Origin of the sequence: Yersinia sp. IP36721, assembly GCF_003634395.1 — a bacterium.
Classification (GTDB): domain Bacteria; phylum Pseudomonadota; class Gammaproteobacteria; order Enterobacterales; family Enterobacteriaceae; genus Yersinia; species Yersinia entomophaga.
Genome location: NZ_QCZL01000004.1, coordinates 1 through 17,169 on the forward strand (window position 1 = coordinate 1; position 17,169 = coordinate 17,169).

The window sequence follows — 17,169 nt, forward strand, 5'->3', positions numbered from 1 at the left end:
TTTTTATTTTTATTTTTATTTATCAACAATCAACAATCAACAATCAACAATCAACAATCAACAATCAACAATCAACAATCAACAATCAACAATCAATAGCAATATTGGAGTTTTGATGATGAATATAAAAATATTATCAATTATAATTTTTATCACAATATTTTCCTGTTTTGACGTATTGTCCAATGAGCCAAAAGTCTGTTTCTTTATGAATGATAGTTATCGAGGCGAGTCTCTCTGTGCTGGAAAAAATAACTCGGTGGAAAGTATTCCTGAAAGATGGAATGACCGTATATCATCGGTAGTTATTCCTCAGGGATTGTCTGTTAATGTTTATAAAGATATTAATTTCTCAGGCGAAAAATTAGTTATTAAACAAAATACTGACTTTGTTAAAGACGAAACTAAAATAGGTTTTAACGATGAGATTAGCTCATTTGAAGTAAATAGTACGGCATGTTTTTATGAAAGTGATGAGTTTTCTGGAAGTGCAGTATGTCTGGCGGCAAATGAAAGTATCGATCTTTATAGCAATAACTATCATAGCAGGAAAAACTACCACATTCTTAATCCACTTAACGATCAGATAAGTTCTATTACTGTTCCCCAAAATATGCAGGCGGTTGTTTATGAAGACGATGGTTTTCAAGGGGAATATTATGTTTTGACGGAAGACTTTACATATCAGGATTTAGAAAAATTAAATATTAATAATAGAATAACCAGTATGCGGGTTTTTCAAAACAATACCTTTACTTGCGATCAGCGCTGTGTAATCAAAGACGTTATGCGCATTCCCTTAGGGAAGGCTTTTGGTCATTATTGGTTGGATGAACGTTTGAGTTCTAAAGAAGTATTGATAAGTTTTATAATAAATAATGATGATGACTATTCTATTTCATTCGTTGACGGTGGTGTTCTTCGAGTAAAGGATAGAGAACTGTATTTTATGCATCATAATAAATACAGCAGTTTTATTTTTCGGGTTAATGATGATAGCGATAGATTGTCATTTCTCTCCAGATTCAATGGTGACTATTTTGAAATACAGTTTGTTGAGTCGAAAGGAACGAGAAGTGCTTATGTTTCCCCGTTGTTTAGTTCACTCTTTAATTCTGGAAAAGAAACCGTTGATTTTAAGGTTAGTAATTTCAACCTTGAAACACCCGTTGTCATTGACAAACTGGTATTAACAGGAGAGCAGGGAAGCAACCGACAAACCCGTAGCGTGATGGGATTATTATCTTGCTGGTCGGTGCCGATGCTCAGTATTTATAATTATGTGATTCAGGGAAGCTGTAATCAGACTGACAGATTTGTCAGCAATGCCAATGAGTTCTTTAAAAAACCGAACGATAAGATATTGCAAATATCGGGTTCGGCAAAACCTTTACCTAAACTGAAATCGAATGAAACCTTTCAGACGGAGCCTCAAATCATAAATTTGCAGTCTGAACCCAAAGGTATTCTCACTCAAGTTCATTCCGATATGAACGGTAAGGCCTTAACGGTTCCTGCGACGGCGCTGGCTTGCAAAGTTTCAATGAAAGATCAGTTACTTCCTCAACTACGCTCTCGCCGTGATTTGTCTCCTGTATGTATTGAATGGACCTTGAATATTCTCACCGATTTTACTTTACTGTTTGGTGGCAGCACGGATAACTGGAATGCGGAGAATTTTGGACAAGTTATTGACCGAATTATACGAAATGGTGATACCGGGCATGCCGTATCTGATATTGAAACTGAAACTCGTCTGATTAACACAGTCCAGACGTTATTCAGGGAAAGTGCTCAATCTTCTGGAAGCCAGGACATTTTTAATCTGAAAACGGCTTTTGAGTTTTCTCAGCTTAGCTATGCGGCCTATCTGTTTCATGGGAATAGTGAAGATGAAGATAGAGTGCGAACTCCTCAGGCAGTGCAATCACTACCTCTTGGACGATATGAGCTGTCGCTGCAAGATTTTCATTTTGTCGAAACCATTCCCAGAATTCGGCATGGGGAACGCTGGGTAGAACATCCCGAACAGCATTTCGATATTGAAGTGATAAGTGGTACGACTGAAGCGACGGAGGCTGCCAGACAGCGACTTATCCCGATTATTGATGAATGGAGGCAGATTTATCATCAAGTAAAACTGCCTGCCAGAGTTGACCTGCCAACGGAAATTGGTGAGCCTCTTGAACAAGTCAATCACATGGAGCTGCTGCATGAAGCATCGCGCTTGGTGAGCGATGTGACACAAAGCTGGTTAAGAACCAGTCGTGATGACTACATCTATGTGATTGTGCGTTTGTCTGGACAGATCGTCAGTATTACCATGGCGGTAGATATCAATGAATTTGACGTCGGGATCGCCGGTTCTCTGACAAATCCGACCTACGTATTGCATCCGCAGGCTGAGGGGGCAATAAGAGGAGCCGGCACCGCTGCAATCAGAGCGTTGGCCGATTATTTGAGCGAAAAAGGGAAACGCACATTGGTTTCCAGCGTGATCAGCCAGCCTTCGGCCATAGTGAAGAAAAAAGTTGGCTTTAGGTTTATTGAGGAACTTTGACAATTTTTGGCAAGATAGGAATGATAGATCTGAGCGGGTCGGTAACAGGTTAATACCCTGAGCTTTTTATCCGCTTACTTGATTTTTATGTGAAATGTGATTTGTGCACAAAAATGAGGAATTAAGATAACAGTTTTTTAATAAATTGTTGTCATTCCCATAGGCAAGCGCTTTCGGCACACATATAATCTGCGACCACTTAACAGGGTCGGCGCAAAAATTACTTGAAAGAATCTGCCTGTAAGCCAAGCGGCAACGCTAATTCAGGGTGGTTTCCAAGTCCGGTCAATATTAGAAATCAAATAGAGGTTGTCATGACTGTAGAACGTACTTTTTCCATCATCAAACCAAACGCAGTAGCTAACAACGACATCGGTGCTATCTACGCGCGTTTTGAAAATGCCGGCTTCAAAATTATTGCTGCAAAAATGCTGCACCTGACCAAAGAACAGGCTGAAGGCTTCTACGCAGAACATAAAGGCCGTCCTTTCTTCGACGGTTTGGTTGAGTTCATGACCTCTGGCCCAATCATGGTTCAGGTTCTGGAAGGCGAAAATGCGGTTCAGCGCAACCGTGACATCATGGGTGCAACCAACCCGGATAACGCGCTGGCAGGTACTCTGCGAGCTGATTTTGCCGATAGCTTTACTGCTAACGCTGTTCACGGTTCTGACGCCGTTGAGTCTGCACAACGTGAAATCGCTTATTTCTTCGGCGAAAACGAAATTTTTCCACGCAGCTAATAGGTTGATTTAAGGGAGGTCAGGGCAATTTTCATCGGCTGACACAATAAAAATGCGGCCATGCCCTTTCAACCGTAGAATCCATGCCTTAAAATTCGTACAATGCCGCGCCCCGGATGAGCCAGCTCTACCGGGGCATTTTTATTATTTATCCATCGCCGTTTCTTTAAGTGCCACCCGGTTTAAAGCACAGCGCCGCAAAGTGTAACAACGAGGCCACGACAACTCATGTCTGAACAACAGTTATCTGCAACAATTCAACCCGATGCTTCTCCTGCTGCCGACAGCGCAGTGCAGGTAGCAGCGCCGGCCACCGCCAAAATCAACCTGCTCGATTTGAATCGTCAGCAAATGCGCGAGTTTTTCGCTGAAATGGGTGAAAAACCATTCCGGGCAGATCAGGTCATGAAGTGGATGTATCACTATTGCTACGATGATTTCGAGCAAATGACCGACATTAATAAAGTGCTGAGAGCAAAATTACAGCGCGTGGCTGAAATTCGGGCGCCGGAAGTGGCAGAAGAACAACGCTCAGCGGATGGCACCATTAAGTGGGCGATCAAAGTTGGCGACCAGCAGGTTGAAACCGTGTATATCCCTGAAGCCGATCGCGCCACTTTATGCGTGTCTTCTCAGGTTGGTTGTGCTCTGGAATGTAAATTCTGCTCAACCGCTCAGCAGGGTTTCAACCGTAACCTTCGTGTTTCCGAAATTATCGGTCAGGTATGGCGTGCGGCCAAAATTATCGGTTCGCTGAAATCAACCGGCACTCGCCCGATCACCAACGTCGTTATGATGGGAATGGGCGAGCCGTTGCTGAACCTGAATAACGTGGTTCCGGCGATGGACATCATGATGGATGACTTCGGTTTTGGTTTGTCTAAACGTCGCGTAACCCTGTCTACTTCAGGTGTTGTTCCGGCGCTGGATAAATTGGGCGATATGATTGATGTGGCGCTGGCCATTTCTCTGCATGCGCCAACCGATGATATTCGTGATGAAATCGTACCAATCAATCGTAAATATAATATCGAAACTTTCCTCGCGGCGGTTCGTCGCTATTTAGCGAAATCGAACGCCAACGGCGGGCGGGTAACGGTTGAGTACGTTATGCTGGATCACATTAATGACAGCACCGAACAGGCTCATCAGCTGGCAGAGTGTTTGAAGGACACGCCGTGTAAGATTAACCTGATTCCATGGAACCCCTTCCCAGGCGCGCCTTATGGCCGTAGCTCCAATAGCCGGGTAGATCGTTTCTCCAAGGTATTGATGGAATACGGATTTACGACTATTGTTCGTAAAACCCGCGGCGATGACATTGATGCAGCCTGCGGCCAATTGGCGGGTGAGGTGATTGACCGTACCAAGCGCACGCTGAAAAAGAAAATGGCCGGGGAACCTATAGCGGTTAAGACAGTCTGAACCTTACGGGGCGTTTAGCTCCGTTTAACTGACTGTTATTTAAGTTTTAATCTGCAAGATGTCAGGTGTTACGCGTAGGTAATACAGCAAATATGAGGGCCTGATGCGTCGTCAATTATTCAGGTTCTTGCCATTACGCAACTGGACAATTGGAAGAGCATGAAGCTGAATATACTGTGGGGAGCATGTTTGGCGGCCGTGGTTTTGGCCGGATGTTCGGGGTCATCTCCGAATAAGGTTGACCAGCCGGCGGCAGGTCAAACGCGTTTACAGCTTGGTTTAGCCTATCTGGCGCAGGGAGATTTACCTGCTGCCCGTCAGAATCTGGAAAAAGCCGTGAATGCCGCTCCGCAGGATTATCAAGCTCAGTTGGGCATGGCTTTATACGAACAGCGCGTCGGTGAAAACAGCGCCGCAGAACAGCGTTATCAGCAAGCGATGCAGCTCGCTCCAGGAAATGGCACCGTACTGAATAATTACGGTGCGTTTCTGTGTGGTTTAGGGCAGTATGTATCGGCTCAACAGCAGTTTAGCGCTGCGGCTTTGTTACCTGATTACGGTCAAGTTGCAGATAGTCTGGAAAATGCAGGTTATTGTTTTTTGCGGGCTAATCAAAATGACCAGGCCAAAGTGTTGCTCCGCCGAGCGTTGAAGTATGATCCTGATAAAGGTGGGTCGCTGCTTGCAGAGGCCGAAAGGCAATTTGGAGAAGGGAAACGCGCTCAGGCGCAACTACTACTGGATGTTTATCAACATGTTCTTCCGGCCAGTGCCGAAAGTTTATGGTTACAAATTCGTTTCGCCGCGCTGGCAGGTCGCCAGGATAGCGTTCAACGCTATGGCAAGCAGCTTGCGCGAAGTTTTCCACAATCCAAACAGTACCAGCACTTTCTAGCTAATGAATACTGAAGCCTCCCAAGATCAAACTGTTCCAGAGACGACAGGTGTGCGCCTGCGTCAAGCCCGTGAAGCATTAGGGCTAACCCAACAGAATGTTGCCGAACGTCTGTGCCTGAAAGTATCGACTATTCGGGATATTGAGGAAGATAACGCTCAGGCGAATCTTGCTTCGACGTTTTTGCGTGGTTACATTCGCTCATACGCCAAACTGGTTCGTCTGCCTGAAGATGAGCTATTGCCTATGCTGGCAAAACAGGCACCGATTAGAGCGGCGAAAGTCGCCCCGATGCAGAGTTTTTCATTGGGTAAAAAGCGCAAGAAACGTGATGGCTGGTTGATGATGTTCACCTGGCTCATTGTTTTTGTTGTGATTGGTCTGACCGGTACCTGGTGGTGGCAAAATCATCAGGCCCAACAGGCAGAGATCGCCAATATGGCCGATCAGTCTTCTGCCCAGTTATCGCAAAATGAGGGGCAAACAGTCCCTCTGGCTGATCAAAACGATAACGCGGAAAAAACCGAAGTTCCGTTGTCTGACGCTAATGCGTCAGCTGCGCCTTCGGCACCGGAAACCGCTCCGGTAACAGCTCCAGCCGCGGCAGGGAATGCCCCGGTAGCCACAGGTGAAACGCCGGCCTCGTCAGCGGTAGTTTCGCCAAGTCAGGCGACTTTGCCTGAAGTGTCAAACCCTGCCATTCCTTTGCCGACGGCAGAGGCTGCAGTTAACGCTGCCGCTGCCCAATCGGCCGGGTTGGTGATGAATTTCTCTGACGATTGCTGGCTGCAGGTTGTTGATGCAACGGGTAAATCATTGTTCAGCGGTATTCAGAAGAAGGGCGCGACCCTGAATTTATCTGGCAAAGCACCCTATAAACTGACGATAGGTGCGCCAGGGGCGGTCACCATTTTGTATCAAGGTAACCCTGTTGATTTAAGCAAGTTTGTTAAATCAAGCCGTGTTGCCCGTTTGACCGTCGGCGCTGAGTGATCTTGTGGTTATAAGTGACTACATGACTGCAAAGGAGAGCGTGTAATGCATAATGAATCCCCAATCATTCGACGTAAATCCACGCGTATTTACGTTGGAAAGGTGCCGATTGGTGATGGAGCGCCGATTGCTGTGCAATCGATGACCAACACTCGCACCACAGACGTTGACGCGACTGTTAAACAAATTCAGGCATTAGAGCGTGTTGGCGTTGACATCGTCCGTGTTTCGGTTCCGACGATGGATGCGGCTGAAGCTTTCAAGTTGATTAAGCAGCGCGCCAATGTTCCATTGGTCGCCGATATCCATTTTGACTACCGTATTGCGCTGAAAGTAGCGGAATACGGCGTGGATTGCCTGCGTATCAACCCCGGCAATATTGGTAACGAATCACGTATCCGTGAAGTGGTTGCCTGTGCGCGCGACAAGAACATCCCTATCCGTATCGGTATTAACGGCGGCTCGTTGGAAAAGGACATTCAGGAAAAGTATGGCGAACCCACGCCAGAAGCCCTGCTTGAATCCGCAATGCGTCACGTTGATATCCTCGATCGCCTCAACTTCGACCAGTTTAAAGTCAGCGTGAAAGCCTCTGATGTTTTCCTGGCGGTAAACTCATACCGTTTATTGGCAAAACAAATCAATAATCCGCTGCATCTGGGGATTACTGAAGCCGGCGGCGCGCGTAGCGGTTCAGTTAAATCGGCTATTGGCCTCGGTTTGCTGCTATCTGAAGGCATCGGTGACACGCTGCGTATTTCTCTGGCCGCCGATCCGGTGGAAGAAGTTAAAGTTGGCTTTGATATTCTGAAGTCTCTGCGCATCCGTTCCCGTGGTATCAATTTCATCGCTTGCCCAACTTGCTCACGTCAGGAATTTGACGTGATCGGTACGGTAAATGCGCTGGAAGAACGGCTGGAAGATCTGATTACGCCAATGGATGTCTCTATCATTGGTTGTGTGGTGAACGGCCCGGGAGAGGCTTTGGTTTCAACTATCGGCGTGACCGGCGCGCATAATAAAAGCGGCTTCTACGAAGACGGCGTACGCCAGCGGGAACGTTTTGACAACAAGTTGATGATCGACCAGTTGGAAGCCAAAATTCGCGCCAAAGCAGCGATGCTTGATGAGAAAAACCGGATTGATATCAACCAGCTGGAAGATCAGGCGCCGGTCTGATCCGGCGGTTGTGTCCAGCGTTGAGTAAGCGGGCTTGGCCCGCTTTATATTGTGCCCATAGTGGTGATGAGCGTCCCCATTGAATCACGGGACGGCTAGCCCCTATAATCGGCTTTATTTTTGCATCAAAACTATAGAGAAAAGACGTGGCAAAGAACATTCAAGCCATCCGTGGTATGAACGACTACCTGCCGGCTGATACAGCTTTATGGCAGCGTATTGAAGGCACATTGAAACAAGTGCTGGGCGGCTACGGTTACAGTGAAATTCGCTTACCGATTGTAGAGCAGACCCCGTTATTTAAACGCGCCATCGGTGAAGTGACCGACGTCGTGGAAAAAGAAATGTACACCTTTGACGATCGCAATGGCGAAAGTCTGACGCTGCGCCCGGAAGGCACGGCGGGTTGTGTACGCGCCGGGATCGAACATGGTCTGCTGTACAATCAGGAACAACGTTTGTGGTACATCGGCCCGATGTTCCGCTACGAGCGCCCACAAAAAGGCCGCTATCGCCAATTCTATCAGTTGGGTGCCGAAGTCTTTGGTCTGCAAGGGCCGGATATCGATGCCGAATTGATTTTGCTAACCGCACGTTGGTGGAAAGCGCTGGGTATCTCCGAGCACGTTCGTCTTGAGCTTAACTCTATTGGTTCATTGGACGCACGTGCCGATTACCGCGAAGCTTTGGTCGCCTTCCTGGAACAGCATCAGGAAGTGTTGGATGAAGACTGCAAACGCCGGATGTATAGCAATCCGCTGCGTGTTTTGGACTCAAAAAATCCAGAAGTCCAGCAGTTGCTGAACGATGCGCCGCGTCTTTCTGAATATCTGGATGAAGAATCCAAACAGCATTTTGCCGGATTGTGTGAACTTTTGGATCATGCCGGTATCCCATATAGCGTTAACGAGCGTTTGGTTCGCGGCCTGGATTATTACAACCGTACCGTTTTCGAATGGATAACCAATAGCCTTGGTTCTCAGGGGACAGTCTGTGCCGGCGGCCGTTACGATGGTCTGGTAGAGCAACTGGGTGGCCGAGCGACGCCAGCCGTCGGTTTTGCTATGGGGCTGGAGCGTTTGGTTTTGCTGGTTCAGGCGGTTAATCCTGAATTTTGCGTACCGCCAACGGTTGATGTGTATTTGGTGTCTTCCGGTCAGGGGACACAGAGCGCAGCAATGCAGCTGGCTGAAACTCTGCGTGACGCTTTGCCGTCATTGAAGCTGATGACCAACTATGGCGGCGGCAACTTTAAAAAACAATTCGCCCGTGCCGATAAATGGGGCGCGCGCGTGGCCTTGGTGTTAGGTGAAGACGAAGTGTCTGCACAGCAGGTGGTAGTGAAAGATCTGCGCAAGGGTGAACAAGAAACGCTGGCGCAAGCTGATGTAGCTGCGCGTCTGGCTTCGATGTTAGGTTAAGGAGAGAGACACCGTGGAAGTCTATACCACTGAAAATGACCAGGTTGACGCAGTGCGCCGTTTCTTTAGTGAAAACGGAAAAGCGCTGGCCGTGGGTGTGGTGCTCGGAATTGGTGCTTTGGTGGGCTGGCGTTATTGGCAGAGCCATCAGAATACCGCGCTGACGGAAGCATCTTCTTCCTTCCAGAAAGCCAGTGCGGCATTGGCAGCCAACAACGCTGAAGGCGTTACCGCTGCGGAAAAATTTGTACAAAGCAACAGCAACAACTATGGCGTGTTGGCCGGGTTGGAACTGGCGCATCACTTTGTGGCACAAGGGCAATTTGATAAGGCTGCTCAGCAGTTGAGTCTGGCTCAGGGCAATACCAAAGATGAAAACCTGCTGTCGTTGATCAACCTGCGTTTGGCGCGTGTCCAGCTGCAATTGAAAAAGCCGGAAGATGCATTGAAAACCCTCGATGCGGTGAAAGGCGATGGTTGGACTGCAATGGCGCAAGACGTGCGTGGCGATGCATTATTAAGTAAGGGCGACGTTGCTGGTGCACGCGCAGCTTACACCAAAGGCGTCGAATCTAATGCTTCTCAGGCGTTGCAGGCATTGCTGCGCATGAAATTGAACAATTTGTCCAGCTAAGGGGAATTCCCATGCAACTGCGTAAAACACTCTTAGTAGGACTGGTTTCCGTCGCCCTATTGAGCGGCTGCTCACTGTTTAACAGTGAAGAAGATGTGGTGACCATGTCGCCACTGCCAACGGTTGAAAATCAGTTCACTCCGACCAAGGTGTGGAGCACTTCTGTTGGCAGCGGTGTGGGTGATTACTACTCCCATCTGCGCCCGACCTGGCAGGGTTCTTCTGTTTTCGCCGCTGATCGTAAAGGTCTGGTGAAAGCGATGGATATCGATACTGGTAAACAAATCTGGCAAACCGATCTGTCTGAAAAAACCAATTTCTACTCCAGCAACAGATCAGCCATGCTTTCCGGCGGTCTGACTGTTTCTGGTTCTCACGTGTTTGTGGGTAGCGAAAAAGCGGTGGTCTACGCGCTGAATGCCGACGATGGTAAAGTAGCGTGGCAGACCAGCGTGGCTGGCGAAGCGATGTCGCGTCCGGTTGTCAGCGACGGCGTGGTTCTGATTCACACTACCAACGGTATGTTGCAGGCGTTGAATGAGAGCGATGGCGCGATTAAATGGACGCTGAATCTGGATGTGCCTTCTCTGTCCCTGCGCGGTGAATCTGCACCGACCGTTGCCTTTGGCGCGGCTATTGTTGGCGGTGATAATGGTCGCGTTAGTGCGGTCATGATGGAACAAGGCCAGCTGATTTGGCAGCAACGTATTTCTCAGGTAACCGGTACTACCGAAATTGACCGTCTGAACGATGTTGATATGACGCCAATCGTGGTAGACGGCGTGGTTTATGCGCTGGCTTACAATGGTAACCTGACCGCATTGGATCTGCGTTCTGGTCAGATTCTGTGGAAACGCGAGTTGGGTTCGGTCAACGATTTCATCGTTGATTCTGGTCGCATTTTCCTGGTTGACCAAAATGACCGCATTGTGGCACTGAAATCCGACGGTGGTATTACCCTTTGGAGCCAAAGCGATCTATTGCATCGTAACTTGACTGCCCCAGTTATGTATAATGGCTATCTGGTGGTTGGTGATGCCGAAGGTTATCTGCACTGGGTGAATACCGAAGACGGCCGTTTTGTTGCGCAGCAGAAAGTGGATAGCTCCGGCTTCCTTAGCGCGCCGGTGGTTGTCAGCGATAAGCTGATGATTCAGGCCAAAGGCGGCACGGTCTACGCGTTTACTCGCTAATTATCGGGTAATACACTGGACGAAAGCTAAACTTTCAAGGGTGTGATTACCGAACACATTGGCTCTTAATATGAGTCCCTAAACGGCTCCTGAATAGTTCAGGGGCCGTTTCGTATTCTATAAACTCCGCTGTCCGTGTTGTTCGATAGCGTTGTAACGAATTGAAAAATAAGTAATGAGGCTTCAATAATGATACCTGTCATCGCCCTGGTTGGGCGCCCGAATGTGGGTAAATCCACTTTATTTAACCGTTTGACTCACACTCGGGATGCGTTAGTGGCGGATTTCCCCGGGCTGACGCGTGACCGTAAATATGGTCGTGCCGAAGTTGAGGGTCATGAGTTTATTGTTATCGATACCGGCGGTATTGATGGCACCGAAGATGGCGTTGAAACACGCATGGCTGGACAGTCGCTGTTAGCGATTGAAGAAGCAGACATCGTATTATTCATGGTTGATGCGCGCGCTGGCCTGATGCCTGCGGATCAGGGCATTGCCCAGCATCTGCGTAGCCGCCAAAAAGCCACTTTCCTGGTTGCTAACAAAACCGACGGCATGGAGCCTGAAGCGGCCGCCGCCGATTTCTACTCTTTGGGAATGGGAGACGTTCACCCAATTGCCGCTTCGCACGGTCGTGGCGTAGCTCAGCTGATTGAAGAAGTCATGGCTCCGTATATGGCGCCGGTAGAACCTGAAGTTGAATTGACTGAAGAAGAAGCCAACGCCGCCTATTGGGCAGAACTGGAAGCGCAGGATCAAGATCAGGCAGAAGGGGAAGAACCAGAAGAAGACGATTTCAACCCGCTGGATTTGCCGATCAAGCTGGCCATAGTTGGGCGTCCTAACGTAGGTAAGTCTACACTGACCAACCGCATTCTCGGTGAAGAGCGTGTGGTGGTGTACGACATGCCGGGCACCACTCGCGACAGTATTTATATCCCAATGACCCGCGACGATCGTGAATATATCCTGATCGACACCGCCGGTGTGCGTAAACGTGGGAAAATCACTGAAACCGTTGAGAAATTCTCGGTAATCAAGACCCTGCAAGCGATCGAAGACTCGAACGTTGTATTGCTGGTGATTGATGCTCGCGAAGGTATCTCCGACCAGGATTTGTCTCTGTTGGGCTTCATCCTCAATAGTGGGCGCTCACTTGTTATCGCCGTCAATAAATGGGATGGCATGAGCGAAGAAGCTCGCGCTCAAGTGAAAGACATGCTGGACCTGCGTTTGGGCTTCGTTGATTTCGCACGTATTCACTTTATCTCTGCTCTGCACGGCAGCGGCGTAGGTAATCTGTTTGAATCCATTCAGGAAGCTTACGATTGCTCTACCAAACGTGTTGGTACCTCAATGCTGACGCGTATCATGCAAATGGCTGAAGAAGATCATCAGCCGCCGCTAGTACGTGGTCGCCGTGTGAAACTGAAATACGCCCACGCCGGTGGTTATAATCCACCCATCGTGGTTATTCACGGTAATCAGGTGACTGATTTGTCCGATTCCTATAAACGCTACCTGATGAACTATTTCCGTCGTTCATTGAAAGTGATGGGGACGCCGATCCGTATTCAGTTTAAAGAGGGTGAAAACCCGTTTGCTGGCAAGCGTAACACCTTGACACCAAACCAGATGCGGAAGCGTAAACGCTTGTTGTCACATCTGAAAAAGAAATAAAGTAAGCTAGCAGGGCGCGGATATTCCGCGCCCTTCGTGTTTCTGGCTAATGGCTAAAAGTATTGTTTACGAAATGAGTTTGGGAAGACGTTATGTCATGGGAAACTTGGAGTTTTGCGTTTAGCGTAACAGTACCGAATTTATTGATGATGTTACTTGGCGTCATGTTGCGACGCTGGCGTCTGATGGACGACAGTTTCTGCGACGGTGCCACCCGTCTGGTTTTCAATCTCGCTTTGCCTTGCCTGCTATTCTTTAGCGTTGCCACTAATCACGTTAGTCTGGCCGATCATCTACCATTAGTGATTTACGGTGCAGTCGGCACGTTGATTACCTTTTCGCTGCTGGAAGTGGCCGCTCACTGGCTGGTTAAAGAGCCTCGTGAGCGCGGTGTATTCGTGCAGGGCGGCTTTCGTGCCAATACCGCCATAGTGGGGTTGGCCTACGCGATGACCGCTTACGGTGATGAAGGAATGGCGCTGGGGGCGATGTATCTGACGGTCACGGTAATATTATTCAACGTTCTGTCGGTGATCACGTTAACTCGCAGTCTGAACGCGGCCACCGACGGAAAAATCAGCCAGAGCGCCTTATTGAAAAGTATTGTGACTAACCCGCTAATTATCGGTCTGGTTTGCGGCTTACTCTATGCTCAAACCCACCTGCCGATGCCGCAGGTTATTCAGCAAACCGGTGGTTTTATTTCCGCTCTGGCACTGCCGCTGGCCTTGCTTTGCACCGGAGCCAGCCTGGACTGGAAGGCGATGTTTCGTTCTTCTAACGTGGCGGCTTTGGCATCCTCCGCCAAACTGATTTTTGTACCTTTAATCATGACGTTAGGCGGATGGTTGCTGGGTTTTCGCGGTGCTGCACTGGGAATTATCTTCCTGTTTTCAGCGACGCCAACGGCGGCGGGCAGTTATGTGATGACGCGAGCAATGGGCGGAAATGCCACTTTAGCGGCTAATATTATCGCCATTACTACCGTGGGATCGTTCTTTACTACGGCCTTGGGTATTTATTTCCTGCGTACATTCGGCGTGATTTAAGGAGAAAATAATGGAAGCTTTATGTCCGGTGTGTCATACAGCGATGGATGAGGTAAGTGGTCACTTTCACTGTGCTACATGCAGTAGCGACTATCAGCCGCAAGCGATTTGCCCAGATTGCGAAAAGCCGTTACAGGTGCTTAAGGCCTGCGGCGCAGTTGATTATTTTTGTCAGCACGGGCATGGTTTGATTTCGAAAAAACGCGTGAAATACGAGTATACCCTGCATCTTTAACGCCGCAGCGAGTTGTCAATTGTCTTACTGACACACTGGATAGCATCGTACCCGGTGACGATAAAAACTGAGCTATTTCGCCGCCGTTCGCGGCTTACGTGCTTTTTTCACCGGCGTTAGCTGCGTAATTTCACTTTCCACCCAACCATCCTGCAGCCGGGTTTTCAGCGTATCACCCACCTGTACTTGCTGAGTGGTTTTTAGCAGACTGCCGCTGGGGGTTTGGGTCACGCTATAGCCGCGTGCCAGTGTAGCCAGTGGGCTAACGGTTTCTAACTGAGAACAGGCAATCCCAAAACGTTGACGATAAGCGTTTAGCTGGCGCTCTAGCGCCTGTTTCAGACGATATTCCTGCTGCTGCACTTGTTGACTGTAACGATGGATACGTCCCTGCGGCTGGACGTGACTCAGCCGTTGTTGCAAACGCTCAACCCGGCGAACTTGCAGGCGAATCTGGTTTTGAGCGCATTCTTCCAACCGACGTTGCAGTTTAAACAACAACGTTTGCTGGCGCGCCAAACGCAAATGAGGATGCTGTTGCTGTAAGCGGTGATGCAGTCGGGTAAATTGTTGATTACGCTGCGCCAGATAATAATCCATCGCCATTTCCATGCGCTGTTGCTGCGCTTGAATCTGACGCACTAATTCCAGCTGATTGCGGCTAACAATTTCAGCGGCAGCAGAAGGCGTCGGTGCTCGCAGATCGGCAACAAAATCGGCGATAGTCACATCGGTTTCATGCCCGACGGCGCTGACAATCGGAATCCGGCTGGCAAATATTGCTCGCGCCACCCGTTCATCGTTAAAACTCCATAAATCTTCCAGCGAACCGCCACCACGCCCCACAATCAAGACATCACACTCAGCGCGCCGATTGGCCATTTCAATCGCGCGGACGATTTGCATTGGCGCTTCGGCACCCTGAACCAAAGTAGGATAAATCACCACCGGCAGCGAAGGATCGCGGCGCTGAAGCACCTGTAGCACATCGTGCAGAGCCGCTCCGCTGGCGGAAGTAATCACGCCGACCCGTTTGGCTGGGGCAGGGAGCGGCTGTTTGTGCGCCGCTTCAAATAATCCTTCCGCTGCCAATTGTGCTTTCAATTGCTCAAACTGCTGTTGCAGCAAACCATCGCCGGCAGGCTGCATACTTTCAGCGATTAACTGATAGTCACCTCGGGGTTCATACAGAGTGATTGAGGCTCTGACCAGCACCATCTGACCATTTTGCGGGTTAAAAGTGGTGCGGCGATTGCTATTGCGAAACATCGCGCAGCGTACCTGCGCCCGATCGTCTTTCAAGGTAAAATACCAGTGACCGGAGGCGGGCTTGGAAAAGTTGGATATCTCGGCGGTGAGCCAAATCTGGCCCATTTCCATTTCCAACAGCTGTCGAACCGTCTGATTCAGGCGGCTGACGGTAAATATCGAGGTGGCGGAAGTTAGTGGCATGTGACCTGGATCAAATTTTAAAACAAGTACTTAATTGATCGATATTACCTGCCTCAGAACGGTAAGCAAGAAAATTTATCAGAAAGTGCTGGAGGCAACCGATTACGCTCTGTATAATGCCACGGCAATATTTTATCTTTTCTCAAATCACTCTGGTGAGATATTGCCCATGCTACGTATCACGAAAGAAGCACTAACCTTTGACGACGTTCTCCTGGTTCCAGCCCATTCCACAGTTCTGCCTAACACTGCGGATCTTGGTACTCAACTGACCGCAACTATCCGCCTGAATATCCCTATGCTGTCCGCAGCCATGGATACCGTAACCGAATCTCGCCTGGCCATTGCTCTGGCGCAAGAAGGCGGTCTGGGCTTCATCCATAAAAACATGTCTATCGAGCGTCAGGCCGAAGAAGTCAGCCGCGTGAAAAAACATGAAAGCGGCGTGGTTACTGAACCACAGACCGTTACGCCAACCACCACTTTGCGTCAGGTTAAAGAACTGACCGCCCGTAACGGCTTTGCTGGCTATCCGGTTGTGACCGAAGATTACGAACTGGTGGGTATCATTACTGGCCGTGACGTACGCTTTGTCACCGATCTGGAACAGCCTGTAACGGCGGTTATGACGCCGAAAGAGCGTCTGGTTACCGTAAAAGAAGGCGAATCTCGCGAAATTGTGTTGCAGAAAATGCACGAAAAACGCGTTGAAAAAGCGTTGGTAGTTGATGATAACTTCCATCTACGCGGCATGATCACCGTAAAAGACTTCCAAAAAGCAGAACGTAAGCCTAACGCCTGTAAAGACGAACACGGCCGTTTACGCGTTGGCGCTGCCGTTGGCGCCGGAGCAGGTAACGAAGAGCGTATCGACGCACTGGTTGCCGCTGGCGTTGACGTTTTGCTGATCGACTCATCTCATGGTCATTCCGAAGGCGTTCTGCAACGCATTCGCGAAACTCGCGCTAAATATCCTGATCTGCAAATTGTTGGCGGTAACGTCGCTACAGGCGCAGGCGCAAGAGCATTGGCAGAAGCCGGTGTTAGCGCGGTAAAAGTGGGGATTGGCCCCGGCTCTATCTGTACTACCCGTATCGTTACCGGCGTGGGTGTTCCGCAAATCACAGCGGTATCTGATGCCGTAGCCGCGCTGGAAGGCACCGGTATTCCGGTTATCGCCGATGGCGGTATTCGCTTCTCCGGTGATATTGCGAAAGCGATTGCAGCGGGCGCGTCCTGCGTGATGGTGGGTTCTATGCTGGCAGGTACTGAAGAATCTCCGGGTGAAATCGAACTGTATCAAGGCCGTTCATTCAAATCCTATCGCGGTATGGGGTCTTTGGGCGCGATGTCCAAAGGTTCTTCCGACCGTTATTTCCAGACTGATAACGCCGCAGACAAACTGGTACCGGAAGGTATCGAAGGCCGCGTAGCGTACAAAGGTCTGCTGAAAGAAATCGTTCACCAACAAATGGGCGGTTTGCGCTCTTGTATGGGTCTGACCGGTTGCCCGACCATTGACGATCTGCGTACCAAAGCAGAATTCGTACGCATCAGTGGTGCGGGTATTCAGGAAAGTCATGTGCACGATGTGACTATCACGAAAGAATCACCGAACTACCGCATGGGCTAATTCCAAGAGCTGCGGTCGGTGAGTTTTGTCATCGTCCGCTGCTCGCATTGCTCAATGACTTTGCGTCAATTGCGTAT

Annotated in this window: 14 protein-coding genes; 13 read left to right on the forward strand and 1 reads right to left on the reverse strand. The window is 49.2% G+C overall.

Annotated features, from left to right (window positions below):
- Positions 1 to 118 precede the first annotated feature (118 nt).
- The 12 genes from DBA33_RS05170 to DBA33_RS05225 all read left to right on the forward strand — a co-directional run bounded on the left by DBA33_RS05170 (position 119) and on the right by DBA33_RS05225 (position 14,007).
- Positions 119 to 2,560: a peptidase inhibitor family I36 protein gene (locus tag DBA33_RS05170; protein ID WP_162493045.1), complete on the forward strand. Its 2,442-nt coding sequence runs from the start codon at positions 119 to 121 to the stop codon at positions 2,558 to 2,560.
- 314 nt (positions 2,561 to 2,874) lie between these two features.
- Positions 2,875 to 3,303: a nucleoside-diphosphate kinase gene (ndk, locus tag DBA33_RS05175; protein ID WP_049601718.1), complete on the forward strand. Its 429-nt coding sequence runs from the start codon at positions 2,875 to 2,877 to the stop codon at positions 3,301 to 3,303.
- A 228-nt stretch (positions 3,304 to 3,531) separates the two neighbouring features.
- On the forward strand, positions 3,532 to 4,728 hold the full coding sequence (locus DBA33_RS05180; RefSeq protein WP_064516864.1) for a bifunctional tRNA (adenosine(37)-C2)-methyltransferase TrmG/ribosomal RNA large subunit methyltransferase RlmN: 1,197 nt from the start codon (positions 3,532 to 3,534) through the stop codon (positions 4,726 to 4,728).
- Between the two features lie 159 nt (positions 4,729 to 4,887).
- Positions 4,888 to 5,637 (forward strand): type IV pilus biogenesis/stability protein PilW, encoded by a 750-nt coding sequence (gene pilW, locus DBA33_RS05185; RefSeq protein WP_064516866.1) that lies wholly within the window; start codon positions 4,888 to 4,890, stop codon positions 5,635 to 5,637.
- Positions 5,627 to 6,616: a cytoskeleton protein RodZ gene (gene rodZ, locus DBA33_RS05190; protein ID WP_064516867.1), complete on the forward strand. Its 990-nt coding sequence runs from the start codon at positions 5,627 to 5,629 to the stop codon at positions 6,614 to 6,616. Before pilW ends, rodZ begins: the two co-directional genes overlap by 11 nt.
- Positions 6,617 to 6,661: 45 nt before the next feature.
- Positions 6,662 to 7,795 (forward strand): flavodoxin-dependent (E)-4-hydroxy-3-methylbut-2-enyl-diphosphate synthase, encoded by a 1,134-nt coding sequence (gene ispG / locus DBA33_RS05195; RefSeq protein WP_064516868.1) that lies wholly within the window; start codon positions 6,662 to 6,664, stop codon positions 7,793 to 7,795.
- A 146-nt stretch (positions 7,796 to 7,941) separates the two neighbouring features.
- A complete protein-coding gene (gene hisS, locus DBA33_RS05200; protein WP_064516872.1) occupies positions 7,942 to 9,216 on the forward strand; it encodes a histidine--tRNA ligase in 1,275 nt (424 codons plus the stop codon).
- Positions 9,217 to 9,229: 13 nt separating this feature from the next.
- Positions 9,230 to 9,850 (forward strand): YfgM family protein, encoded by a 621-nt coding sequence (locus tag DBA33_RS05205; protein WP_064516874.1) that lies wholly within the window; start codon positions 9,230 to 9,232, stop codon positions 9,848 to 9,850.
- An 11-nt stretch (positions 9,851 to 9,861) separates the two neighbouring features.
- The gene (gene bamB / locus DBA33_RS05210) at positions 9,862 to 11,043 is read left to right on the forward strand and encodes an outer membrane protein assembly factor BamB (RefSeq protein WP_064516876.1); all 1,182 of its coding nucleotides are present in this window, start codon (positions 9,862 to 9,864) and stop codon (positions 11,041 to 11,043) included.
- A gap of 189 nt (positions 11,044 to 11,232) precedes the next feature.
- Positions 11,233 to 12,723 carry a ribosome biogenesis GTPase Der gene (gene der, locus DBA33_RS05215; RefSeq protein WP_064516878.1) on the forward strand — a complete coding sequence of 497 codons (1,491 nt, stop codon included), beginning with the start codon at positions 11,233 to 11,235 and terminating at the stop codon, positions 12,721 to 12,723.
- A 92-nt stretch (positions 12,724 to 12,815) separates the two neighbouring features.
- A complete protein-coding gene (locus DBA33_RS05220; RefSeq protein ID WP_064516879.1) occupies positions 12,816 to 13,772 on the forward strand; it encodes an AEC family transporter in 957 nt (318 codons plus the stop codon).
- Between the two features lie 10 nt (positions 13,773 to 13,782).
- Positions 13,783 to 14,007, forward strand: a complete 225-nt coding sequence (locus DBA33_RS05225) for a zinc ribbon domain-containing protein (RefSeq protein WP_120805801.1) — start codon at positions 13,783 to 13,785, stop codon at positions 14,005 to 14,007.
- Positions 14,008 to 14,079: 72 nt separating this feature from the next.
- Here DBA33_RS05225 and xseA read toward each other — a convergent pair whose 3' ends face one another.
- Positions 14,080 to 15,459, reverse strand: a complete 1,380-nt coding sequence (gene xseA / locus DBA33_RS05230) for an exodeoxyribonuclease VII large subunit (RefSeq protein WP_120805803.1) — start codon at positions 15,457 to 15,459, stop codon at positions 14,080 to 14,082.
- 169 nt (positions 15,460 to 15,628) lie between these two features.
- On the opposite strand from xseA, the gene guaB reads away from it, so the two are divergent.
- Entirely contained in the window at positions 15,629 to 17,092 is a 1,464-nt protein-coding gene (gene guaB, locus DBA33_RS05235; RefSeq protein ID WP_064518479.1) for an IMP dehydrogenase, read from the forward strand.
- Positions 17,093 to 17,169 lie beyond the last annotated feature (77 nt).